This is a genomic window from Streptomyces paromomycinus (assembly GCF_003865155.1).
Classification (GTDB): Bacteria; Actinomycetota; Actinomycetes; order Streptomycetales; family Streptomycetaceae; genus Streptomyces; species Streptomyces chrestomyceticus.
Genome location: NZ_BHZD01000001.1, coordinates 7,102,669 through 7,123,841 on the forward strand (window position 1 = coordinate 7,102,669; position 21,173 = coordinate 7,123,841).

Sequence of the window (21,173 nt, forward strand, 5' to 3'; positions counted from 1 at the left end):
AATGTCGCCGTGTGCTGGGAGAGTTGGCGATTCCGCGGACCGCCGGAGCCGCCCGCGCACCGGCTCTGCCGTCAATCTCCGTGCGCCGAATGAGACGTGCGTCACAGTAGTGGTGACTGCGGGATAGACGGACGCGAACCTTCGCATGATGTGCACGAGCCTGCCCGGTACCGCTTCCGGAGGCAGGGGGACTTCCGGGGGGAAGGGACTGCGCCCATGGGCAGCAACGGCATGCCGGCCACCAGACCGGCCAAGGTTTTGACCGTACTCGCCGCAGCGATGATCACGGCACTTCCGCTGGCGGTGAGCACCCCCGCCGCCGCGCGGAACGCGCCCGCGACGGCGGACCTGGTGCCCCGTGTCGACCTGCGGGTCCTGGTCGTGAGCGACGGCGGCGAATCCACCGAAGCGATCGCCGCCGAACTGCGCAGCCAGGGTGTCCCGTACACCACCGTCGACCTGACGAGCCCCGGCCGTCCGGTGATCGACGCGGCGTTCCTCAGCGACACCGTGGACGGCCGGCCGCGCGCCAAGTTCCAGGGCGTCGTGCTGCCGAACGACAATCCGTTCGGCAGCACCGCGTCCACGGAGCTGGCCGCCCTGAAGGCGTACGAGACCACGTACAAGATCCCGCAGGTGGACGCGTACACCTACGCCCGGCCCGACGTCGGCCTGCGCACGCCCGACGACGGCGGCTACGCCGGGGTCCTGGACGGCTTCGCCACCCGCACCACCGCGGCGGGCAAGGCGGGCCCCTTCGGCTATCTCAAGGGCGCGGTGCCCTTCGAGGACGCCGACCCGCAGGTCTCCGAGAGCTACGGCTACGTCGCGCAGCCGCTCGCGGATCCGCCCGCCGGGGCCACGTTCACGTCGTACCTGGACGCGGCGGTGCCGGGCACCTCCGCGCGCGGCTCGCTGATCGGCGAGTACGCCCGCGACGGCCGCCGCGAACTGGTCGTCACCTTCGCGCAGAACCGCTACCAGCAGCAGTTCCGGCTGCTCGCCCGCGGCATCGTGGACTGGCTCACCCAGGGCGTCCACCTGGGGCAGAGCCGTAACTACTTCTCCGTCCAGGTCGACGACATCTTCGCCCCGGACGCCCGCTGGGACGTCGAGAACAACTGCACCCCCGGCGACTTCGACTGCCCCTCCGGCGTCCCGGACACTACCCCCGTCCGGATGAGCGAGGCGGACGCCGCGTACGCCGCCCAGTGGCAGCGCGACAGCGGCTACCGGCTCGACATGGTCTACAACGCGGGCTCCGGCGAGGAGTGGAAGGCGGAGCACGGCGGGGTGGACGCGATGGCCGACCGGCTGCTCGCCGACAAGGACGCGTACCGCTGGGTCAACCACACCTGGACCCACCCCTTCCTCGGCTGTGTCCAGGACACCTCGACCGTGCCCTGGCGCTGCGCGAAGGACTGGTTCGGCAACACCCGGTGGACCAGCCGCAGCGAGATCACCGCCGAGATCGAGAAGAACCACGCCTGGGGTGTGGCCAAGGGGCTGGACGTGGACCCCTCGGAGCTGGTCACCGGCGAGCACTCCGGCCTGAAGACCCTGCCGCAGCAGCCGCAGGACAACCCCAACCTCGGGCCCGCGCTCGCCGCCACCGGCGTCAAGTGGCTGGCGAGCGACAACTCGCGGGAGTCCGCGCAGCGCCCGGCCGGGGCGGCGCTGACCGTGCCGCGCTACCCGATGAACGTGTACTACAACGTGGGCAAGGCGGCCGAAGAGGTCGACGAGTACAACTGGATCTACACCAGCAAGGCCGACGGCGGCAGCGGGATCTGTGAGACCGACCCCAACTCCACCTGCATGCCGGAGCCGTTGCCGACCGACACGGGCTATGCCTCGTACATCGTCCCGCAGGAGGCGCGGACCGCCCTCGGACATGCTCTGGCCAACGATCCGCGGCCGCACTACATCCACCAGTCGAACCTCGCCGAGGACCGGATCGCCTACCCGGTTCTGGACAAAGTTCTGGCCGACTATCGGGGGTTCTTCGAGGACGGCACCCCGGTCGTCAACCAGCGTCACCGGGACATCGGACGCGAGATGCAGCAGCGTGCGGCCTGGCAGCAGGCCTTGGACGCCGGTTCGGTGACGGCGTACAGAATTGGTGACACTGTCACCGTCACGTCGCCGGCCGGGGTGGCGGCTGCGGCTACGATGCCCGACGGAACCAGAAAGCAACTCGCCGACGGGACCGCGGAATTCGGCGAACGCTACGCCGGACGGGTATCGGAGTGGGCCACAGCGCAGTCGCCCGGAGCGGCCATCACGCTCAAGCTTCCGACGACCGCCTGACACGTCTCCGGCACCGCCCGGCCCGCGCACCCGGCCGGGCGCGCCGGGACCGGGCGGCCGGCGACCGCCGCATCCCCTCACCACCACCACCGTTGTCCCGCACCGACCCCTGCCCGCGCGCCACCGTCCCCGAGGGCGCACGGCGGCCGTGCCCGCGCACCGCAGCCCGCGCCCGGCCGCTCCCGCACCACAGCACTTGCCACCACAGCGCTCGACACCACAGCACTTGCCACCACAGCACTCCGCAGCACAGCACTCCACACCACGGACGCGCAGGTACGGGCGCGTCCGTACGGTGTCCCGCGGCCGTGCCCGCGCACCGGCGCCGGCCCACCGCACCCCGCCCCCGCAGCACCGCACGCCCCCATGCCCGCACCCGCACGTCCGCACCCGTAGGTCCCCGCACGTCCGCACGTGCACGTCCCCAGCACCTCCGCACGCGCCCACCGCACCAGGCCGGCACGGCCGCCGGCCGCGCAACGCGCGACGCGCGACGCGCCCGCACGGTGCCCGCAGCAACCGCGCGCGCGTTCCGTACCGCTCCACCCAGCACTCACTCCCGGGGGGATTTCGCCATGAACGCAACCCTGTACGAGGTCGGCAGCCCACATCGGCAGCCCGACGACGGACCGCAGCCCGGCCGGCACGTCACCATGCTCACCGAGGGCACCTACCCGCACGTCCACGGCGGCGTCTCCACCTGGTGCGACCAGCTCGTACGGGGCATGCCCGAAGTCCGCTTCAACGTCATCGCGCTCACCGGCAGCGGCCGTGAGCCGGTGACCTGGGACCTGCCCGACAACGTCTACGCGCGCTCCTCCGTGCCCATGTGGGGCCCGCCGCCGGGCCGGCGCACCGCCGGGCTCCTCCGGGGGCGCGACCGCCGCCGCTTCGTCGACACCTACGAGCGCTTCCTGCTGTCCATGCTGGACCCGCAGTCCTGCACCGACTTCGGCACCGAGCTGTACGCACTGGCCGCGCTGGCCCGCGAGGGGCGCCTGAGCGCCGCGCTGCGCACCGAGTCCGCGCTGCGTTCCCTGATGTGGATCTGGACCCTGCCGCACGTCGCCACGCGCGCGGCCGGCCCCACCGTGCACGACGCCCTGACCGCCACCGACCTGCTCGAACACGCGTTGCGGCCGCTGTCCGTACGGGTGCCGGAGGACAGCGTGGCGCACGCGGTCAGCAACGGGCTGGCCTGCCTGCCCGCGCTCGCCGCCAAGGAGTTCGACGACGTACCGTTCCTCCTCACCGAGCACGGCATCTACCTGCGCGAGCGCTACCTCGGCTACCGCTCCGACGCCCAGCGCTGGCCCGTCAAGGCCCTGATGCTCGGCTTCTACCGGCAGCTGACCATCGAGAGCTACCGGGCCGCCGACCTCGTCACGCCGTGCAACAAGTACAACAAGCGCTGGGAGGAGCGCGGCGGCACCCCGCCCGAGAAGATCCGCACCGTCTACAACGGCGTCGACGTCCAGCAGTTCCCGCACGCCGAGCAGGAGCCGGACGTGCCGACGCTGAGCTGGGCCGGGCGGATCGACCCGATCAAGGACCTGGAAACCCTCGTCCGCGCCTACGCGCTGTGCCGCGCCGAGGTGCCCGACCTGCGGCTGCGCCTGTTCGGCGGGGTGCCGGCCGGCGGCGAGGCGTACAAGACCCGCTGCGAGAAGCTGGCCGCCTCGCTCGGCGTGACCGACGGGCTGAGCTGGGAGGGGCGCATCGACGACGTGGCCCGCGCCTACGCGGCCGGCAGCGTCGTCATGCTCTCCAGCATCTCCGAAGGCTTCCCGTTCAGCCTGATAGAGGCCATGTCCTGCGGCCGCTCGACCGTCTCGACCGACGTCGGCGGGGTACGCGAGGCGGTCGGTGAAACCGGGCTCGTCGTACCGCCCCGCGAACCCGAAGCGATGGCCAAGGCCACCCTCGAACTCCTCAAGGGCGGCTGGGAGAAGCGTGCCGAACTCGGCAGCCGGGCCCGGCAGCGGGTCATCGACCAGTTCACGCTGCGCCGCTCCGTCGACGGCTTCCGCACCATCTACCGCGAACTCGACGGCGCGGGCCGGCAGGCCGCCGAGCAGCGGCCGGACGAGTGGACCCTCCAGTTGCGCGGGCCCTGGAACAGCCCCCTCGCCGCCGACGGGGCCGGCTGGTGAGCGGTTCCCTGTGGCTGGTGCCGGGGGAGGGCGGCAAGGACCGGACGGACGACCTGCCGGACGTGCCGCGGCCCCGGCGCCCGCACTGGGCGGCCCCCGACCCGGTCGACGAACTCGCCGCGCGGATGGGGGACCTGATCGCCGCCGCCGTGCACCCCGACGAGATCGCCGCCGTCATCGAGTCCGACGGCATGAGCGACGACCAGATCAGACTCACCTACGGGCGGGAGAACTCCTTCGCCCTCGCCGAGGAGTTGTACGCGCGGGTTCCGCGCAGCTACCCCGAACCGGAGCGTGCGGTCACCGACCCCTGGCGGGTCAGCCTGCTCGGCTGTCTGCTGCGCGCCCTGGTCTTCGCCCTGCCGGGGCTCGCCTACGTCGTCGGCTCCCACCTGCTGTCCGGTCCGCCGGACGCCCGGGGGCTGCCCGCCGGAACGATGCCGCTGCTGGCCGGCGCCCTGGCCGGCTGGGTCTGGAACCAGGCGCTCGCCCACCGCGCGTACTCCTGGCTCGGCCTCGGCGCGCGGCGGGCCGCCGCCCGCGCCCTGGCCGTCGGCGCGCCGCTCGGCGCGCTGGCCGGTGCGGCGGTCGCCTGGATCGTCGGGTCCGCCGACGCGGACGCGCCCGGCTCGGTCGCCTTCGCCGCAGGTCAGGCGGCCTACCTCGGTGCGGCCACCACCCTGCTCGTCTTCGGCCGGGAGCGGTGGCTGCTGTGCGCCCTGGCCCCGGTCGCGCTCGGCGCCGCGCTGATGGCGGTGTACGTGCCGCCGGACGCCGTACGGGCCGCCCTGCTCGTCCTGTCGCTGGGCGCGGCCGTCGCGCTGGCCGCCGTCACCGTCCTGCGCTGCCGCCGCGAGCCGCGGCAGGACGGGCCGGCGCCGAGGGCCGTGGCCTCCGTGCCGTACGGAATCTTCGGGCTGGCCATCGGGGTGCTGGTGCTGCTCACGGCGCTCGGTGACGTACTGCGGTACGGGGCACACGCCGAGGTCGCGGCGCCCGCGGCGGTGGCCCTCACGCTCAGCATGGGCCCGGCCGAATGGCTGCTGTACCGCTATCGCAGCCGGGCCGTCGCGGGGCTGCGCGCGAGCACCACCCCGGCCGGGTTCTGGCGCGCCACCTCCGGCGCGCTGGCCCGGTGCCTGGCCTCCTACCTCGCCGTGCTCGCCCTCCTCGGCGGCGTCGGCAGCCTGCTGTGGCGGCAGGGGCCGCCGATGGACGCGGCGCACGGTCTGGGGCTGCTGTGTCTGGGCGTCGTGCTGTGGACCGCGCTGCTCCTCCAGGCGTTCGGGGCGGTGCCGGTCGCGGCGGCGGTGTGCGGGCCGGCCGCGGCCGCCCAGACCGTGGTCCTGGTGACCGGGCCGGTGTCCCCGGCCGTCGCCCAACTGACGGTCTGCGGCGCCGCCGGGCTCGTCCTGGCGGCGGTGGGCTCCGCACTGCTGGGGCGGGCCACGGCGCATCGCTGAGGACGGTGGTGGGTTCGGGGCCGGGCCCCGAATCCACCCGCACACCCCGCCACTTGGCCGGTATCCGACGCCGGGTCCACGTACCGTCGCCCACCCTCGTATCCTCAGCATCTCGTCCCATTTCCGACAGGAGCCCCCGAACCATGACCCGGCAGTCCTCGGGGCCGCCCCGTCCGCCCTCCCGCCAGCTACTGGTCCCGCTCTACGAACACCCCGCCGAACGCCCCGACGCCTGGCGGCGGCTGGTCGCCGCGGCACCCGACCTGTACGGCGTGGTGCTCAATCCGGCCAGCGGACCGGGCACCGCCCCCGATCCGCACTTCGCCGAGGTCGCCGGACAGCTGCGGGCCGCGGGCGTACGGATCCTCGGCTACGCCGACACCGACTACGGCCGCCGCCCGCACGCGGCCGTCGTCCAGGACCTGCTGCGGCACCGCGACTGGTACGGGACCGACGGCGTGTTCCTCGACCAGGCCGCGTCCGGCGCCGGGCTCCTCACGCACTACAGCCGCCTGACGGTCGCCGCGCGCGCCGCCGGGGCCCGTACCGTCGTCCTCAACCACGGCGTCCATCCGCACCCGCGCTACCTGGACTTCGCCGATCTCCTGGTCACCTTCGAGGACACCTGGGCCGCGTACGAGACCGCCGAGGTCCCGCCGTGGACCGCCCACCACCCGCCCGAACGGTTCTGCCACCTCATCCACGGCCTTCCCGAGACCCGCGCGGAGGCCGCCGCCGAACTGGCCCGGCAGCGCGGCGCCGCCGTGCACTGCGCCGTCCCCGGCACCGCGCCACACCCCTGGGACGCACTTCCGCCCTACCTGGAGACCCCCCGATGAACGCCCCGCACCCCCCGCACCACCGCAAGAGACTCCTGCTCCTCCTCGGCGCGCTCCTGTTCGTCAGCACGGCCTGTTCGCAGATCCCGCCCGGCCCGCACGGCAAGCCCAGCCACAGCCCGAGCTCCGGGTCCGGCAGCCCGAGCAGCCCCGGTGCGCCCAGCAGCCCCGGGGGCGGCAAGCCGCGCCCCGTCTGGCACCCGAAGCCGGGCGTCGACTGGCAGTGGCAGCTCACCGGCAAGCTCGACCTCTCCGTGGACGCGCCCGTCTACGACATCGACGGCTTCCGGGAGAAGGCCGCCACGGTCGCCGACCTCCACCGGCGCGGCCGCAAGGCCATCTGCTACATCAGCGTCGGCGCGTACGAGGACTTCCGCCCGGACGCGTCCCGCTTCCCGAAGGACGTCATCGGCGAGGAGAACGGCTGGGAGGGCGAGAAGTGGCTCGACATCCGGCGCCTGGACGTGCTGCGCCCGCTGATGGCCAAGCGCTTCGACATGTGCCGTGAGAAGGGCTTCGACGCGGTCGAGCCGGACAACGTCGACGGCTACAAGAACGACACCGGCTTCGACCTGACCGCCGAGGACCAGCTCGCCTTCAACCGCATGATCGCCAAGCTGGCCCACGACCGTGGCCTGTCCGTCGGCCTCAAGAACGACCTCGACCAGATCCCCCAGCTCGTCGGCGACTTCGACTTCGCCGTCAACGAGCAGTGCGCCCAGTACGACGAGTGCGCGAAGATGACCCCGTTCGTCAAGGCGGGCAAGGCCGTCTTCCACGTCGAGTACGAGCTCCCGGCCGCCAAGTTCTGCGCCTCGACGAACCGCCTCGGCCTCAGCTCCCTCCAGAAGCGCCTGCACCTGGACGCTTGGCGGAAGGCCTGCTGACCCCCGGCACGCGGCAGTCCACGGCCCCCGGCGCCCGACCCGGCTACGGGGGCTTTGCCGTGCCCCGTCACCCCAGCGCCAGCACCACCACCGCCGCCAGCCCCGTCGTCTCCGCGACGGCGCCGAAGACGTCGCCGGTGATGCCGCCGAAACGGTGGCGGCAGCGGCGCAGGGCCGTCTCGCCGACGGCGAGGGCGAGGAGGGCGGCCAGGGCGGTGTGGAGGGCGCCGTAACCGCCTGAGTGGGTGCTGCCGAGGGCTGCGGAGAGGGCGACGACGACGGCGGCCGCGGTGGCGGCGGCGGGGAGCGGCACCGTGCCGGCCACGGCGGCGCCCAGTCCTCCGGGGCGGGCCGGGGGGACGCCGGGGCGGGCGGCGAGGGTGAGGGCGCAGCGGGCGGTGACGGCCGCGACGACGGCGGCCGTCGCGCCGTCGGCCCAGCTGCGTCCGTAGAGCTGGGCGAGGGCGGCCACCTGGGCCAGCAGGGTGAAGAGCAGGGTGATGACGCCGAACGGGCCGATGTCGGACTGCTTCATGATGCGCAGCGCGTCCTCGGCGGGCTTGCCGCTGCCCAGGCCGTCGGCGGTGTCGGCGAGCCCGTCCAGGTGGAGGCCGCGGGTGAGGACGGCGGGGACGGCGGCGGTGGCGACGGCGGCGAGGAGGGGGCCGCTGCCCAGGAGGAGGAGCAGGGTGCCGAGGGCCGCCGAGGCCAGACCGATCACCAGGCCCGCCACCGGCGCGCACAGCATGCCGCCGCGTGCGGCGGGCCGGTCCCAGCGGCGGAGCCGTACGGGCAGCACGGTCAGCGTGCCGAAGGTGAAGCGCATGGCGTCCCCGAGGGTGGGGGAAGGCGAGGGGCCGGACGGGGCGGCGGCGTCGTTCATCGCGGCAGGCTAACCCGGCTGTCGCGGACCGGACGGCGCTAAATTGCCCCTATACGCGACAAATGGGGAGTACGTGGCATGGGTCACTGGTGGTTCCGCAACATCATCGAGCCGGGGAAGCTGCCCCTGCTGCTCGCGCTCGTCTCCTTCGTGCTGACCTTCGTCGTGACCCGGATGATCACCCGGCTGATCCGGGCCGGGAAGGGCCCCTTCCGGAACATCTCGCCGGGCGGCCTGCACATCCACCACGTCGTGCCGGGCGTGGTGCTCATGGTGGTCGGCGGGTTCACCGCGCTGGCCGGCGGGCGGCACGGCTACGGGTCGGGGATGGCGGCGGTGCTGTTCGGAATGGGGGTCGGGCTGGTGCTGGACGAGTTCGCGCTGATCCTGCACCTGGACGACGTGTACTGGAGCGAGCAGGGCACCAAGAGCGTGGAGATCGTGATCGTCACGGCCGCGCTGGTGGCGCTGATCCTGGGCGGCGCCCTGCCGTTCGGGGTGAACGAACTGGGGCCCGACGAGTTCCACAACCGCTTCCGGGTGGTCCGGACGGTGGGGGTCAACTTCCTCTTCGCGCTGGTGGCGCTCTTCAAGGGGAAGGGCCGGATGGCGGTGATCGGGGTGTTCGTACCGTTCGTCGCGCTGTTCGGCGCCGTCCGGCTGGCCCGGCCGAACTCACCGTGGGCGAAACGGTTCTACCGGCGGCGCCCCAAGGCCCGCGCCAAGGCGAAGGTCCGTGCCTTCCGGCACGACCGGCGCTGGAACGGGCTGCGCCGCCGGGTGAACCACGTCATCGGCGGCGCACCGACCCACTGAGGGCCGGTGCGTCCGCCCGGGTCAGCCGCCGGCCCGTACCTGCTGCTCGTCCCGCGGCTTGCGGCGCCGGTGCAGTACCTCCCACACCCCGCACAGCGCCAGCACCGCCACGACCGCGGCGATGTGCTCGCGGCCCGCCAGGTTGTTCTTGATGAACACCACCTCGTAGACCATCGAGAGCACCACCAGCGCACAGGTGAACCACGCCCGGTAGACCCAGCACACGAAGATCCCCAGACCGACCACGGCCGCCGACGGGCCGGTGTCGTGCACGAACGCGTCCGTCGGCGGCAGGCCGATCGGGTTGTCCGGGCCGAGCCAGATGCCGATCCGCGCGTACATCGTCCCGGCCAGCGTGGCCGCGTACGCGATCAGCAGCGTCCGGGCCCGGCCCAGGCAGATCTCGCAGATCCCGAAGACGAGCAGGAGCTGCGCCAGCGCACCCCACACCGGCAGGTCCAGGGCGGGCACGAACAGCGACAGCGGCGTCCGCAGCAGCGCCAGCCACAGGTGCTCGTCGGCCTGCACGGAACCGATGTTCTGGATGAACCGGTAGCCCCAGGACTGGTTCTGGACGATCTGGAAGAGGGAGGTGAGCAGCACGGCGGAGACCGTCATCGGGATCGCCAGCAGCTTCTTCCTGCGCAGCCCCGACCACACGGTACGGAACAGCAGGCCCCACTCGGCACGCACGGCGCGGCGCAGGACCGGCTCGCTCATCTCTTGGTCTCCAGGTGTTTGCGGTTGAGCCACTTCGGCAGCCCGGGAGCCTCCAGGAAGCCCTCGGCGCGGGCGCTGGCGAGGCCGATGCGCAGCAGGTCGGTGCTCTTTTCGAAGAGCATGTACCGGGGCTCCCAGACGGGCCGGTATTTCGCGTTGGCGCGATAGAGCGATTCGATCTGCCACCACCGGGAGAAGAAGCTGAGCAGCGAGCGCCACAGGCGCAGCACCGGACCCGCGCCGAGCCGCGAACCGCGTTCGAAGACGGAGCGGAACATCGCGAAGTTCAGTGACACCTGAGTGACGTCCACCTCCTTCGCCCGCTGGACCATCTCCAGCACCATGAACTCCATCAGCCCGTTCTCGGACTCCCGGTCGCGGCGCATCAGGTCCAGCGACAGCCCCCTGGCGCCCCACGGCACGAAGCTGAGCAGCGCGCGCAGCTCCCCGTCGGCGTCGGTGCATTCGAGCATCACGCAGCGCCCGTCACCGGGGTCGCCGAGCCGGCCCAGCGCCATGGAGAAGCCGCGCTCGGTCTCGCCGTCCCGCCAGTCGTCGGCCAGCCTCAGCAGCCGGTCCATCTCGGCCTCGGGAATGTCCTCGTGGCGGCGGATGCGGACGGTGTAGCCGGCCCGCTTGACGCGGTTGTACGCCTGCCGGACGGTGCGCATGGCGCGCCCCTCCAGCGTGAACTCGCCGGTGTCCACGATCGCCTCGTCGCCCAGCTCCAGCGCGTCCAGGCCGTGCCGGGCGTAGATCGTGCCGCCCTCCTCGCTCGCGCCCATCACGGCCGGCGCCCAGCCGTGCGAGCGGGCCTCCGCGAGCCACAGGTCGATGGCGCCGGGCCAGGCCTCCGGGTCGCCGATCGGGTCGGCGGAGGCGAGCGAGACCCCGCCGACGACGCGGTAGGTGACGGCGGCCTTGCCGGTGGGGGACCAGATGACGCTCTTGTCGCGGCGCAGCGCGAAGTAGCCCAGCGAGTCCCGGTCGCCCTGGCGGGCCAGCAGGCCGCGCAGCCGTTCCTCGTCCTCGGGGGTGATCGGGTCGGTGCTGCGTACGGAGCGGAAGGCGGCCCACAGCACGAGCAGCAGCAGAACGGTGCTCATGACGTTGATGACGACGTTGGCCCAGTTCGGCGTGGCGATGCCGGGGAAACGGTCCTCCTCGGCGGCGATGGAGACCAGTCGCATGACGCCGTAGCGCCAGCGGTCCAGGAACGTCGCGTGGTGGCTGCCCTGCGCGGTGTTGGCGACGGTCACCAGCAGCGCCGCGAGCAGCGAGGTGACCAGCAGCCCGCCGAGCGCGACGGCCGCGGCCAGCTTGGGGTTGGAGCGGTCGCCCTTGGCGTAGAACTCCTTGCGGCCCACCAGCAGCGAGACGACGAACAGCAGCGTCACGACGAAGGAGAACCAGTTCTGCCCGTGCCGCCGGAACTCCGGCGCCGCCGCCATCGCGAGCGCGAACAACGCCAGGAAGAGCCCGGACAGGATCAGGTTCAGTATCCACGCGGCGCGTTTGCGGCGGCGCATGGTGACCGCGAAGAACAGCGAGAAGACGCCGGACGCGAAACCCGCGGTGAGCAGGTACGGGGTGAAGAACTCATCGACGTTGTGCCGGCGGATGTCCTGTCCGACCGACACCCACACGGCGCTGAGGAAATTGATGAAGGTGACGGCACGCAGGTACCAGACGGCGTACGCGGCGCCGCGTCGTGACCACCGACCGCGGGTGCGGTCCTCATCCGGGCTCAAACGGACTTCTCCCATAAAACTTGATCATATGGGGGCGCGCCGATGCCCGGATTCGCTGGAATCCGGTCACTCCAGAGCCGCGAGCCGTTACCGGCCGGCGTCCCTCAGTCGCGTACGGGCAGGTCTGCCGCCAGGGCCGCGGCCGCCTGCACCAGTGGCAGAGCGAGCAGCGATCCCGTCCCCTCGCCAGCAGTGACGCCGTGATCGAGCAAAGGGTTGAGCGCGATCCGGTCCAGTGCCTTGGACTGGGCCGGCTCGCCGCTCACCTGCCCGGCCAGCCACCAGTCCGGAGCCCGGAACGCCACCCGCTGCGCCACCAGCGCGCAGGCCGCCGAGACCACCCCGTCCAGGATCACCGGGGTGCGCCGGACCGCGCTCTGCAGCAGGAAACCGGTGATCGCGGCCAGGTCGGCGCCGCCGGTGGCGGCCAGCAGCTCCAGCTGGTCGCCGAGGACCGGCCGGGCCCGGCGCAGCGCGTCGCGGATCGCCGCGCACTTGCGCATCCACGCCAGGTCGTCGATGCCCGCGCCGCCGCGCCCGGTGACCACCGAGGCGTCGGTGCCGCACAGCGCGGCGATCAGCGTGCTCGCCGGGGTGGTGCCGCCCACGCTCAGGTCGCCGAGCGCGACCAGGTCCGTACCGGCGTCCGCCTCCTCGTCGGCGACCGCCATGCCCGCCCGGAAGGCCCGCTCGGCCTCTTCGGCCGTCAGCGCGTCCTCGATGTCGATCCGGCCCGAGCCGCGCCGCACCCGGTGCCGGGTGACGTCCTCCGGCAGCTCCGCCGGGTCGCAGTCCACCGCTATGTCCACGACCCGCACCGGGACACCGGCCCGGCGCGCCAGCACCGCCGCCGGGCTGGCTCCGTCCAGCACGTCCCGCACCAGCTTCTGCGCGGTACCGGCCGGGCGGCCCGAGACGTCCAGCGCCGCCACCCCGTGGTCACCCGCGAACAGCACCGCGCGCGGCCGCTCGATCGGCCGTACCGGCACCTGCTGCTGCGCGGCGGCCAGCCACTCGCCCAGCTCGTCCAGCCGCCCCAGGGCCCCGGGCGGCACCGCCAGCCGCTGCCGGCGCTCCTCGGCATCGCGGCGGGCACCGCCGTCGGGGCGCTCGATCAGGTGGGCGAAGTCATCGAGGTTCAGGGCGCTCATTCGGCGCAGATTACCGGGAACGGCGCCCGGCGGCCCGCTCCGGGTCGGCCGGGGCGCCGCGGGTGCCGGGGCCCGGGGCCGTCCGGCCGGGGCCCGGGGCGGCCCGCGGCGTGCCGAAGCGGATCTCGGTGACCGTGCGGGCGGGGGTGTGCAGCAGCGGTACGTGCTCCCGCCACCGCGCCAGGCACCTGGCGAGCGGTCCGCGGCCGGGCGGCGGCACCTCGCGCACCGCGACGATGTTCGGGTGCGCGTCCGCCACCCTGGGCCGGTCGGCGGCGTTCATGCCCCAGCGCAGCGGCGCAACGCCGGGCGCCGTACGTACGCCCGTACGCGGCCGGTCCCTGCCCACGCACCAGCGGGGCACCGCGTCGAAGACCAGCGCGCCCCCGGGCAGCCGCTCCGCGCACGCCGCGAACAGCGCACGGACCTCGGACGGCCGCAGGAACATCAGCAGCCCGCGCGCGGCCACCACCACCCCGCGCTCCGGCGCACGGACCGCCTCCAGCCAGCCGGGGTCGGCCACGGGATGCGCGAGGGTCCGCCGCCGGGGCCCGTCCGGCAGCAGCATCCGGCGGACCGCTGCGGCCTCCGGCGGCTCCACGGCCAGCCAGTCCAGCCGTCCGTCGTCCAGCCGCCAGAAGGCGCCGCTGCCCGGCCCCTCGCCGAGCGCCACGACCGTGGCGAAGGGGTGCCGCCGTACGTAAGCGCGTACGGCGGCGTCGAGACGGTACGAGGTGCTGGTCGCCGGACCATGCGTATCGGTCACCGGACCAGATCACCCGCCCCGGCGGGCCCGGGCAAGCGGACACGGGCGCGGCCCGGCCCGTGTCATCCGCGCAGCGCAAGCGCCTGCCCGGCGACGACCAGCAGGACGTGTTCGCACTCGGCGCCGAACATCGCGTTCAGCCGCCCCAGTTCGTCGCGGAACCGGCGGCCGGACGCGGTCGCCGGCACCACCCCGGAGCCGACCTCGTTGCTCACCGCCACCACCGGCCGCCGGGTCCCGCGCACCGCCGCGACCAGCTCGTCCACCCGCGCGCGCAGCTCCCGCTCACCGCCCGCCGCCCACTTCCCGTCGTCCCACGCGCCGACCTCGTCCATGGCGTGCGTCAGCCACAGGGCGAGGCAGTCGATCAGCAGCGGCGAGTCGTCCGGGGCGGCCTGCGCGGCGGGCCCGCCCGCCCGGTCCTCCGGCCGGGCGCCGCCTTCCAGGAGCGGCAGCAGGTCGCAGGTCTCCGTCGTACGCCAGGACGCCGGACGGCGCTCCCGGTGGGCCCAGACCCGCGCCGCCCACTCGGTGTCCCCGTCCCGGGTGCCGCCGGTCGCGACGTACAGCACGTCGGGGAAGGCGGCCAGCCGCCGCTCGGCCTCCGCCGACTTGCCGCTGCGCGCGCCGCCCAGCACCAGCGTGCGGCGCGGCAGGTCGGGCACCGCGTGGTACTCGCCGACCAGCAACGACGTGCCGTCCGGCACGGTGCGCGCCCCCGCCGCCGCCAGCCGCCGGTGCAGCTCGGGGCCGGGCGGCACGGTGTGGTCCAGATGGACGCCCAGCACATCCGTCGCCGCGTCCACCGCGCCGCTCGCCCGCAGCCGCGCCAGCGCGTCCGGCCGCCCCAGGACGTCCAGCAGGACCATGTCGTACGGGCGGACACCACGGCCGCCCTCGCCCTCGGCCGCCCCGGCCGGCGCGGCACCCGGCGGCAGGTACAGCAGCCGCTCGCCCTCGGCGCCGCCCACCTCGTAACCGGTGCCCGGCACGTCCACGGCGACGGCCCGCACCCGGTGCCCGTCCAGCAGCGCCAGCTCCCGGCCGTCCGCGACCCGCCCCGGCTGCGGCAGCCCGGCGGGCACCTCCATGGCCGGACCGTCGTGCGGGTGCGAGAGCAGCACCTGCCGTACGGCGGTGAGCGAGTGCCCGGCGCGGGCGGCCGCGAAGGCCGGACCCGGCGTCAGGTCCAGGAGCAGCGCCCCGTCGACGAGCAGCGCGGTGGCCGCCCGCGCCTCGTCGCCGACGGCGCAGGCACAGGCGGCGCAGGGGCAGCCGGGGCGCGGCAGCCCGCTGGGGGCTCCGGTGCCGAGGAGAGTCAGTTCCACCCGCCGATTTTCCCCCGACGGTGCCGAGCGGGCGCGCGGGGGCCCGTCTCGACACGGCCGTTAGGCTGCGGAACAGCACGTACGCGGGACGTACGCCGCGCGTTCGCGGGGAATACGGCGCTCGTACGGAGGACAGCAGCAGGACCGCGCCACGGCACGCCGGGGCGCGGCAGCGGTACACGAACCAGCAGGCACTCGGTGGGACCCAGGAGGCGGACATGGCGTGGACGTGGCGGTTCGAGAAGGCCGACGGTACGGAGACGGCGCCCGCGGTGGAGCCTGAGGACTTCACGACCCAGGGCGACGCGGAATCCTGGATCGGCGAGGTGTGGAAGGACCTCCTCGACGGGGGCGTGGACCAGGTCAGGCTGTTCGAGGACGGCACCGAGGTGTACGCGGCGCCGATGAGCCTGCACGCCGACGCGGGCTGACCGCGCCCCGGCGCCGGACGGGCCGGGTGGCCCGGCCGGCGCCCCGCCCGTCGCGCTGTGCGTCGTGCTCCGCCTCCTAGTGCTGTGACCGGGAAGGTTTGCCGGGTTGTCGGTTGTGCTAGTCGGGTGTGAGGACGCCGACTGGCATGGGGAGGCGGGTATGGCTTTACCGGTCAAGGTCCGCAGGCTGACTGAGCAGGAAGGACAGAAGCTCCAGCACATCGTTCGGCGGGGCAGCACGAACTCTGTGCGATTCCGGCGGGCGATGATGCTCCTGGCCTCAGCCGGCGGCAGCACGGTCCCAGTGATCGCGCACCTGGTCCAGGCGGACGAGGACACCGTCCGTGACGTGATCCACCGCTTCAACGAGATCGGGCTCGCATGCCTGGACCCTCAGTGGACGGGAGGCCGTCCCCGCCTGCTGAGCGGTGACGACGAGGACTTCGTCGTCCAGACGGCCGCCACCCGCCCCACTGTGCTGGGCAAGCCCTTCACCCGCTGGTCGATCCGCAAACTCGCCGATCACCTGCGCCGCGACGCCGCCAGGCCCGTCCGGATCGGCCGGGAGACACTGCGCTGCCTGCTGGCCCGCCGGGGGATCTCCTTCCAGCGCACCAAGACCTGGAAGGAGTCCCCGGACCCGACGTTCGACGCCAAGCTGGAACACATCGAGTACGCGCTCAATGAGCGCGCGGACCGCACGTTCGCGTTCGACGAGTTCGGGCCGCTGGGCATCCGCCCCACTGCCGGCTCCTGCTGGGCCGGACGCGGCAGGCCCGAGCGGCTGCCGGCCACGTTCCGCCGCACCCACGGCATCACCTACTTCCACGGCTGCTACTCGGTCGGCGACGACAAACTGTGGGGCGTCAACCGCAAGCGCAAAGGCATCGACCACACCTGGGCCGCCCTGCGGTCGATCCGCGCGGCCCGCCCCGACGGCGCCCCGGTCTACGTGATCCTCGACAACCTCTCCGCCCACCTGAACTGGCGCATCCGCAGGTGGGCAGTCCGCAAGAACGTCGAGCTGTGCTTCACCCCGACCTATGCGTCGTGGGCCAACCCCATCGAGGCCCACTTCGGGCCCCTGCGGCAGTTCACCCTCGCCAACTCCGACCATCCAAACCACACCGTCCAGACCAGAGCCCTGCACGCCTACCTGCGCTGGCGCAACCAGCACACCCGTCACCCCGACATCCTCGCCGCCCAACGACGCGAACGCGCCCGCACCCGCAGCGAAAAAGGCGTCCGCTGGGGCGGCAGACCATCGCCTGCCGCGACCTGACCACCAACCCGGCAAACCTTCCCGGTCACAGCACTAGCGGCCGGGGACAACGACCGGAAGCCCGGCGGCTTCCCACGCCTCAAGGCCCCCCGCCACGGTGTGAACGGAAGACCGGCCCGCGCGGATCGCCTGCGCGCCGCCTTGCACGCTGCGGGCGCCCGTACGGCACACGAAGGCCAGTGGGCCGTCGGGCAGATCCGGCAGCGAAGCCGGCAGCGTGCCGAGCGCGGCGTGCACGGCGCCGGCCGGGTGGCGCGCCGCCCATTCATCGTCTTCCCGGACATCGACCAGCGTGAGTTCCCCGTCCACGACGCGGCGATGCGCCTCGGCGGGAGACAGGTCGGCGGGCGTGTGGCTGTCGCCGGGGCCCAGGCTCCGCGGCGTGGCGGGCAGGACCGTCCGGACCGCCTCGTAGTTCGAGGCATGGGCGACGGCTAGCTGCTGCCCCAGCATCGGGCAGACGTTCATCGCCGCTTCCCAGTGCGCGGTGGACTCCCATTCCGCCACGTTGACGAGACGGAAGGTGCTCCCCGGAACGACCGTGCGGAACATGTACGTCCGGACGAACCCGGGCTGCGCGGCCATCACCTCCGCCGCAGCCTGCCAGGCGTCGAGATACGCGCTCTCCTTCTCCGCGTCGATCTCGATCGGGATGATGACGACATGGCGGTCTTCCATCTGCTGTCTCCTCCGCCCCGCAAGGCGATTGCGCGTTCCGCGTGCTGACTTTCCGGACACAGAGTGCGCGCACATCGCGCAGAACGGCAAGGGACGTTGCTGAAGCGGCAAACCGGTGACGATCGGCGGACCTAGATCGTCCCCAGCGTCACCCGCACCGTCTTCTGCGTGCCGTCCCGGTCGACCGTGACGTCCACCTTGTCGCCCGGCTTGTGCCCGGCCAGCGCCTCCGACAGGTCCTGCATCGTCCGGACGGCCGTCCCGTCGAACTTCACGACGACGTCACCGGCCTCGATGCCCGCCTGGTCCGCCGGACCGCCCTCCTTGACGCTCGCGACGCTCACTCCGGCGCCCTCGAAGTCCTGGCCGACCAGGGTGCGGCCGGTGATGCCGAGCGCCGCCCGGCCCGAGTTGGTGACCTTGCCGTTCTTGAGGATCTGGTCGGCGATGTTGCGGACGGTGGACGCCGGGATCGCGAAGCCGATGCCGGGCGCCGCGCCCTCGCCCATCTGCGGGTCCGTGGCGGCCAGCGTCGGGATGCCGATGACCTGGTCGGAGAGGTTGACCAGCGCGCCACCGCTGTTGCCGGGGTTGATGGCGGCGGAGGTCTGCACCATGTTCGCGAGGGTCGCGCCCGTGCCGCCGCCGCTGCTGGGCTCGCTGACGGTGCGTCCGGTCGCCGAGACGATGCCCTGTGTCACGCTGCCGGACAGCCCCAGCGGGCTGCCCATGGCGAGCACGATCTGCCCGATCTCGACCTTGGCGGAGTCGCCGAAGGTCGCGGGCTTCAGGTCCTTCGGCGCATCGTCGATCTTGATGACGGCGAGGTCCTGCTCCGGGTAGGACGCGACCAGCGACGCGTCCAGGGAGCGGCTGCCGCGCGCCGTGGTGACCTTGAACTTCTTGTCCCCGCCGACGACGTGCGCGTTGGTGACGACATGGCCGCGCGCGTCGTACACCACCCCGGAGCCCAGCCCCTCCCCGGTGGTGATCTGGACGACCGACGGCAGGACGTCCTTGACCACCTTCTGGTACGCGTCCTGGAGGTCGGTGCTGACGCTGGGGGCGGCCGCCTTGGCGGGGGAGGTGACGGCGGCCGAGGAGGAGACGTCCTTGCCGGGCCCGGCGGAGGAGTCGGAACCGGAACAGCCGGCCACCAGCGCGGCCGCGCACAGGACGGCGGCCGCGGCGGCCACCGCCCGGCGGCGGGAAGTCAGTGAAGGCGTCATGGCTGAAGTGTCCCGTCAGGGCGCCCGGTCCGCCGCCCCATCGGGCGCCGTGGCGAGAAACTGTGTCGCCCGGCCCCGGCCCCGTCCCCGCTCTTACGGCACCCAAGGGCGGCAGGGCTGCCCTTATGGCTCTTCACGCGCGGCTCCCGCCTGTCGTAGACAAGGAGGCCGAGGACAACGGCGTAAGGCGCCCCTTGGACCCCGACGGAGTGGACGTATGCACGCAGAGCGAGAGCGAGAGCGAGAGCGGGACCGGCGCGGTGCCGCCGGTCGGCCCGTACGGCCGGTGAGGGACGCGTCGCACACGTCGGCCGTCCAGAAGACCGTCGCGGCGCCGGGCCGCTGACGGCCGCGCAGGTCATGGGACTTCAGCAGGCCGCGGGCAACGCCGCCGTCGTCCAGCGGCTCGCCCAGGGCCGGCAGGGCCCGGGCCAGGGCCAGGACCAGCACGCGGTGTGCGGCCAGGGCTGCGGCCACACACCGCACGTACAACGCATGATCCGGTGCTCCGGACGCTCACACACCCAGCGGGAGTCCGAACGCATCGAGGCCGAGAACGGGCCGCGTACCCAGTACCCATGCACGCACCCGCGCGGGCGCCGCCGGCAGCAGCCGCCGACAGAATCCCCTGGCAGCGGCCGAACGGGTCCCCCTGCCGAGCCGCGGAGCGGCGGGCCAGCGGCTCTGGGAGGGCACCCGCAAGCACCTCAACTGGATGGAAGGCGCCGTGGACGCGGTCCTGGCCATGACGCCCAGCCGCCTCAGTTCGCGCACCGGAACGTACCGCTACGCATGCGGGAAGTGCGGGAAGAAGGTTCTCAGCAAGGCGGAAGCACGCGGCATCGCCAAGGAGAGCAGCTGGTACGACATCGTCACCGTCGAACCCCGGCGCCGCCACTGAGAGCCAGCCGTCGGCTCAGCCGCCCTGCCGCCCCTCGCCGCCCGTCCCGCCCCGGACCCCGCACAGGTGCAGCAGGGCCGCCACCGCGCGGTACGGGTCGGTGCGTCCGGCCCGTGCCTCGGCGGCGAGCAGCCGTTCCAGCTCGCCGTCGGCGGGCAGTGGCGCGTCGTCCGCCGCGAGGTCGGTGAAGACCCGTACGCCGTACCAGGTCTCCAGCGGCGCGCCGATCCCGTCGAGCGTCGAGGTCAGCGCCGCCAGCCGGTCGGCGCGGGCCGTGAGGCCGATGCGGTTGACGTACTCGGCCGTGTCGAAGGCGCCCAGGGCGCCGTCCCAGTCGCCGGCCAGGCCGGGCCGCATCGCGAGCGCGTCGGCGTTGCGGACCACCAGGGACAGCAGCCCGCCGGGTGCCAGGACCCGGGCCAGCCCGGCCAGCATCGGGTCCGGCTCCGCCACGTACATCAGTACGCCGTGGCAGAGCACCACGTCGAAGGCGCCGGGCGTGAAGAGCACGCCGGTGTCCCGGCCGTCCCCCTCGATCAGCTCCATGCGCTCCTGGATGCCGGCCGGCTCCTCGGCCAGCGCGGTACGGGCCGCCGCCAGCATCGCCGGGTCGGACTCCAGGCCGGTGATCTTGTGGCCGGCCCGGGCCAGCCGCAGCGCCTGGGTGCCCTGGCCCGCGCCCACGTCGAGCACCCGCAGCCGCTGCCCCACCGGGAAGCGGGCGGCTATCTGTTCCTCCAGCTGGCGGGCGATCAGTTCCTGGCGGACCGTGTTGCGCAGTCCGCCGAGACCGCCGAGCCACCGTTCCGCACCGGGCGAGAAGCCCGAAGGGGTTGCGTTCAGGGCCGCTCTCCGCGCTTGACCTGCGGCTTCGGCAGACGCAGCCGGCGCATCTGGAGGGTGCGCATCAGGGCGTACGGCTTGACGCCCTTGTGGTTCTCGTTCGGGAAGCGCTGCTTGAGCCGCTTGTTCAGCGAGAACCACAGCACGAACGAGTCGACGACGATCAGCACGATGATGAACAGCCACAGCAGCAGCGCGATGTTCTGGATCCCCGGCTGGCGCAGCATCGTCAGCACCAGGATGATCACGGCCATCGGCAGGAAGAACTCCGCCACGCACCAGCGCGAGTCGACGAAGTCGCGGGCGAACCGCCGCACCGGGCCCTTGTCGCGGATCGGCAGGAACCGCTCGTCACCGTTGGCCAACGCCTCGCGCTGCCGGGCCATGTCGGCGCGGCGCGCCTCACGCGACGCCTTCGCCGCCTCCTTGCGGTTGGCCGGCGTCTGCGCGCGCGTACGGCGCTGCGACTGCGCCTGGCTCCGCTTCGGCGTCGGGCGGCCCTTGGGGGCCTGCGGGTCGCGGGGCTGCTTCGGCTCGGACGCGGTCACCTTGGTGGTCGCGGCCTGCTCATCCTTCGAACGGCTTCGGAACACACACGCAAGAGTACGGGTTGGCCGCGCATGGACCACAGCGGCATGGGGAACGATCCGGCAACGGCGCGGATCTCCGGGCGACGTCGCGCGGCGGACATTCGGCGCGAAAGGGGCGTGATGTGGGTTCCCGGGACGGTCCCTACTCCTTG

Annotated in this window: 19 protein-coding genes; 9 read left to right on the forward strand and 10 right to left on the reverse strand. The window is 73.2% G+C overall.

Going from position 1 to position 21,173, the window contains the following annotated elements; all coding sequences use genetic code 11:
- Positions 1-216 precede the first annotated feature (216 nt).
- The 5 genes from OEIGOIKO_RS30635 (at position 217) to OEIGOIKO_RS30655 (ending at position 7,652) form a co-directional block, all read left to right on the forward strand.
- The gene (locus tag OEIGOIKO_RS30635) at positions 217-2,310 is read left to right on the forward strand and encodes a hypothetical protein (RefSeq protein WP_125056758.1); all 2,094 of its coding nucleotides are present in this window, start codon (positions 217-219) and stop codon (positions 2,308-2,310) included.
- Positions 2,311-2,963: 653 nt separating this feature from the next.
- Positions 2,964-4,463, forward strand: coding sequence for a GT4 family glycosyltransferase PelF (gene pelF, locus OEIGOIKO_RS30640; protein WP_125059172.1), 1,500 nt, complete (start codon positions 2,964-2,966; stop codon positions 4,461-4,463).
- Positions 4,460-5,926: a hypothetical protein gene (locus OEIGOIKO_RS30645; RefSeq protein WP_125056759.1), complete on the forward strand. Its 1,467-nt coding sequence runs from the start codon at positions 4,460-4,462 to the stop codon at positions 5,924-5,926. The genes pelF and OEIGOIKO_RS30645 overlap by 4 nt, the downstream gene beginning before the upstream one ends.
- A gap of 143 nt (positions 5,927-6,069) precedes the next feature.
- On the forward strand, positions 6,070-6,765 hold the full coding sequence (locus tag OEIGOIKO_RS30650) for a spherulation-specific family 4 protein (protein ID WP_125056760.1): 696 nt from the start codon (positions 6,070-6,072) through the stop codon (positions 6,763-6,765).
- Positions 6,762-7,652 carry an endo alpha-1,4 polygalactosaminidase gene (locus tag OEIGOIKO_RS30655; protein WP_246177640.1) on the forward strand — a complete coding sequence of 297 codons (891 nt, stop codon included), beginning with the start codon at positions 6,762-6,764 and terminating at the stop codon, positions 7,650-7,652. Before OEIGOIKO_RS30650 ends, OEIGOIKO_RS30655 begins: the two co-directional genes overlap by 4 nt.
- A gap of 67 nt (positions 7,653-7,719) precedes the next feature.
- Here the strand turns inward: OEIGOIKO_RS30655 and OEIGOIKO_RS30660 are convergent, their stop codons facing one another.
- Positions 7,720-8,535 (reverse strand): adenosylcobinamide-GDP ribazoletransferase, encoded by an 816-nt coding sequence (locus tag OEIGOIKO_RS30660; RefSeq protein ID WP_125056761.1) that lies wholly within the window; start codon positions 8,533-8,535, stop codon positions 7,720-7,722.
- Positions 8,536-8,613: 78 nt separating this feature from the next.
- Here OEIGOIKO_RS30660 and OEIGOIKO_RS30665 point away from each other — a divergent pair, with 78 nt between their 5' ends.
- A complete protein-coding gene (locus OEIGOIKO_RS30665) occupies positions 8,614-9,351 on the forward strand; it encodes a hypothetical protein (RefSeq protein WP_125056762.1) in 738 nt (245 codons plus the stop codon).
- 21 nt (positions 9,352-9,372) lie between these two features.
- Here the strand turns inward: OEIGOIKO_RS30665 and OEIGOIKO_RS42195 are convergent, their stop codons facing one another.
- The 5 genes from OEIGOIKO_RS42195 to OEIGOIKO_RS30690 form a co-directional block, all read right to left on the reverse strand.
- Positions 9,373-10,071 (reverse strand): hypothetical protein, encoded by a 699-nt coding sequence (locus OEIGOIKO_RS42195; RefSeq protein ID WP_174857244.1) that lies wholly within the window; start codon positions 10,069-10,071, stop codon positions 9,373-9,375.
- Complete coding sequence (locus OEIGOIKO_RS30675; RefSeq protein ID WP_125056763.1) at positions 10,068-11,837, reverse strand: phosphatidylglycerol lysyltransferase domain-containing protein; 1,770 nt, start codon at positions 11,835-11,837, stop codon at positions 10,068-10,070. The genes OEIGOIKO_RS42195 and OEIGOIKO_RS30675 overlap by 4 nt, the downstream gene beginning before the upstream one ends.
- Before the next feature lie 89 nt (positions 11,838-11,926).
- Positions 11,927-12,973 carry a nicotinate-nucleotide--dimethylbenzimidazole phosphoribosyltransferase gene (gene cobT, locus OEIGOIKO_RS30680; protein WP_125056764.1) on the reverse strand — a complete coding sequence of 349 codons (1,047 nt, stop codon included), beginning with the start codon at positions 12,971-12,973 and terminating at the stop codon, positions 11,927-11,929.
- A 10-nt stretch (positions 12,974-12,983) separates the two neighbouring features.
- Entirely contained in the window at positions 12,984-13,739 is a 756-nt protein-coding gene (locus OEIGOIKO_RS30685; RefSeq protein WP_174857245.1) for a class I SAM-dependent methyltransferase, read from the reverse strand.
- A gap of 62 nt (positions 13,740-13,801) precedes the next feature.
- Positions 13,802-15,067 carry a bifunctional adenosylcobinamide kinase/adenosylcobinamide-phosphate guanylyltransferase gene (locus OEIGOIKO_RS30690; protein WP_125056765.1) on the reverse strand — a complete coding sequence of 422 codons (1,266 nt, stop codon included), beginning with the start codon at positions 15,065-15,067 and terminating at the stop codon, positions 13,802-13,804.
- A gap of 218 nt (positions 15,068-15,285) precedes the next feature.
- On the opposite strand from OEIGOIKO_RS30690, the gene OEIGOIKO_RS30695 reads away from it, so the two are divergent.
- Together OEIGOIKO_RS30695 and OEIGOIKO_RS30700 are read left to right on the forward strand one after the other, a co-directional pair.
- Complete coding sequence (locus tag OEIGOIKO_RS30695; protein WP_125056766.1) at positions 15,286-15,498, forward strand: hypothetical protein; 213 nt, start codon at positions 15,286-15,288, stop codon at positions 15,496-15,498.
- A 160-nt stretch (positions 15,499-15,658) separates the two neighbouring features.
- Complete coding sequence (locus tag OEIGOIKO_RS30700; RefSeq protein ID WP_125056767.1) at positions 15,659-16,780, forward strand: IS630 family transposase; 1,122 nt, start codon at positions 15,659-15,661, stop codon at positions 16,778-16,780.
- A 33-nt stretch (positions 16,781-16,813) separates the two neighbouring features.
- On the opposite strand, the gene OEIGOIKO_RS30705 is transcribed toward OEIGOIKO_RS30700, so the two are convergent.
- Entirely contained in the window at positions 16,814-17,458 is a 645-nt protein-coding gene (locus OEIGOIKO_RS30705; protein ID WP_125056768.1) for a rhodanese-like domain-containing protein, read from the reverse strand.
- Positions 17,459-17,589: 131 nt separating this feature from the next.
- A complete protein-coding gene (locus OEIGOIKO_RS30710; RefSeq protein ID WP_174857246.1) occupies positions 17,590-18,687 on the reverse strand; it encodes a S1C family serine protease in 1,098 nt (365 codons plus the stop codon).
- A gap of 715 nt (positions 18,688-19,402) precedes the next feature.
- Here OEIGOIKO_RS30710 and OEIGOIKO_RS30715 point away from each other — a divergent pair.
- Complete coding sequence (locus OEIGOIKO_RS30715) at positions 19,403-19,588, forward strand: hypothetical protein (protein ID WP_125056769.1); 186 nt, start codon at positions 19,403-19,405, stop codon at positions 19,586-19,588.
- A 15-nt stretch (positions 19,589-19,603) separates the two neighbouring features.
- On the opposite strand, the gene OEIGOIKO_RS30720 is transcribed toward OEIGOIKO_RS30715, so the two are convergent.
- The gene (locus tag OEIGOIKO_RS30720; RefSeq protein ID WP_174857334.1) at positions 19,604-20,341 is read right to left on the reverse strand and encodes a class I SAM-dependent methyltransferase; all 738 of its coding nucleotides are present in this window, start codon (positions 20,339-20,341) and stop codon (positions 19,604-19,606) included.
- 86 nt (positions 20,342-20,427) lie between these two features.
- Complete coding sequence (locus OEIGOIKO_RS30725) at positions 20,428-21,024, reverse strand: DUF3043 domain-containing protein (RefSeq protein WP_125056770.1); 597 nt, start codon at positions 21,022-21,024, stop codon at positions 20,428-20,430.
- Positions 21,025-21,173 lie beyond the last annotated feature (149 nt).

Coding starts and splice junctions, on each gene's coding strand:
- OEIGOIKO_RS30665 (WP_125056762.1), top strand. CDS start 8,614: ATGGGTCACTGGTGGTTCCGCAACATCATCGAGCCGGGGAAGCTGCCC.
- OEIGOIKO_RS30710 (WP_174857246.1), bottom strand. CDS start 18,687: ATGACGCCTTCACTGACTTCCCGCCGCCGGGCGGTGGCCGCCGCGGCC.
- OEIGOIKO_RS42195 (WP_174857244.1), bottom strand. CDS start 10,071: ATGAGCGAGCCGGTCCTGCGCCGCGCCGTGCGTGCCGAGTGGGGCCTG.
- OEIGOIKO_RS30660 (WP_125056761.1), bottom strand. CDS start 8,535: ATGAACGACGCCGCCGCCCCGTCCGGCCCCTCGCCTTCCCCCACCCTC.
- OEIGOIKO_RS30700 (WP_125056767.1), top strand. CDS start 15,659: ATGGCTTTACCGGTCAAGGTCCGCAGGCTGACTGAGCAGGAAGGACAG.
- OEIGOIKO_RS30675 (WP_125056763.1), bottom strand. CDS start 11,837: ATGGGAGAAGTCCGTTTGAGCCCGGATGAGGACCGCACCCGCGGTCGG.
- OEIGOIKO_RS30655 (WP_246177640.1), top strand. CDS start 6,762: ATGAACGCCCCGCACCCCCCGCACCACCGCAAGAGACTCCTGCTCCTC.
- OEIGOIKO_RS30715 (WP_125056769.1), top strand. CDS start 19,403: ATGGAAGGCGCCGTGGACGCGGTCCTGGCCATGACGCCCAGCCGCCTC.
- cobT (WP_125056764.1), bottom strand. CDS start 12,973: ATGAGCGCCCTGAACCTCGATGACTTCGCCCACCTGATCGAGCGCCCC.
- OEIGOIKO_RS30635 (WP_125056758.1), top strand. CDS start 217: ATGGGCAGCAACGGCATGCCGGCCACCAGACCGGCCAAGGTTTTGACC.
- OEIGOIKO_RS30705 (WP_125056768.1), bottom strand. CDS start 17,458: ATGGAAGACCGCCATGTCGTCATCATCCCGATCGAGATCGACGCGGAG.
- pelF (WP_125059172.1), top strand. CDS start 2,964: ATGCTCACCGAGGGCACCTACCCGCACGTCCACGGCGGCGTCTCCACC.
- OEIGOIKO_RS30650 (WP_125056760.1), top strand. CDS start 6,070: ATGACCCGGCAGTCCTCGGGGCCGCCCCGTCCGCCCTCCCGCCAGCTA.
- OEIGOIKO_RS30695 (WP_125056766.1), top strand. CDS start 15,286: ATGGCGTGGACGTGGCGGTTCGAGAAGGCCGACGGTACGGAGACGGCG.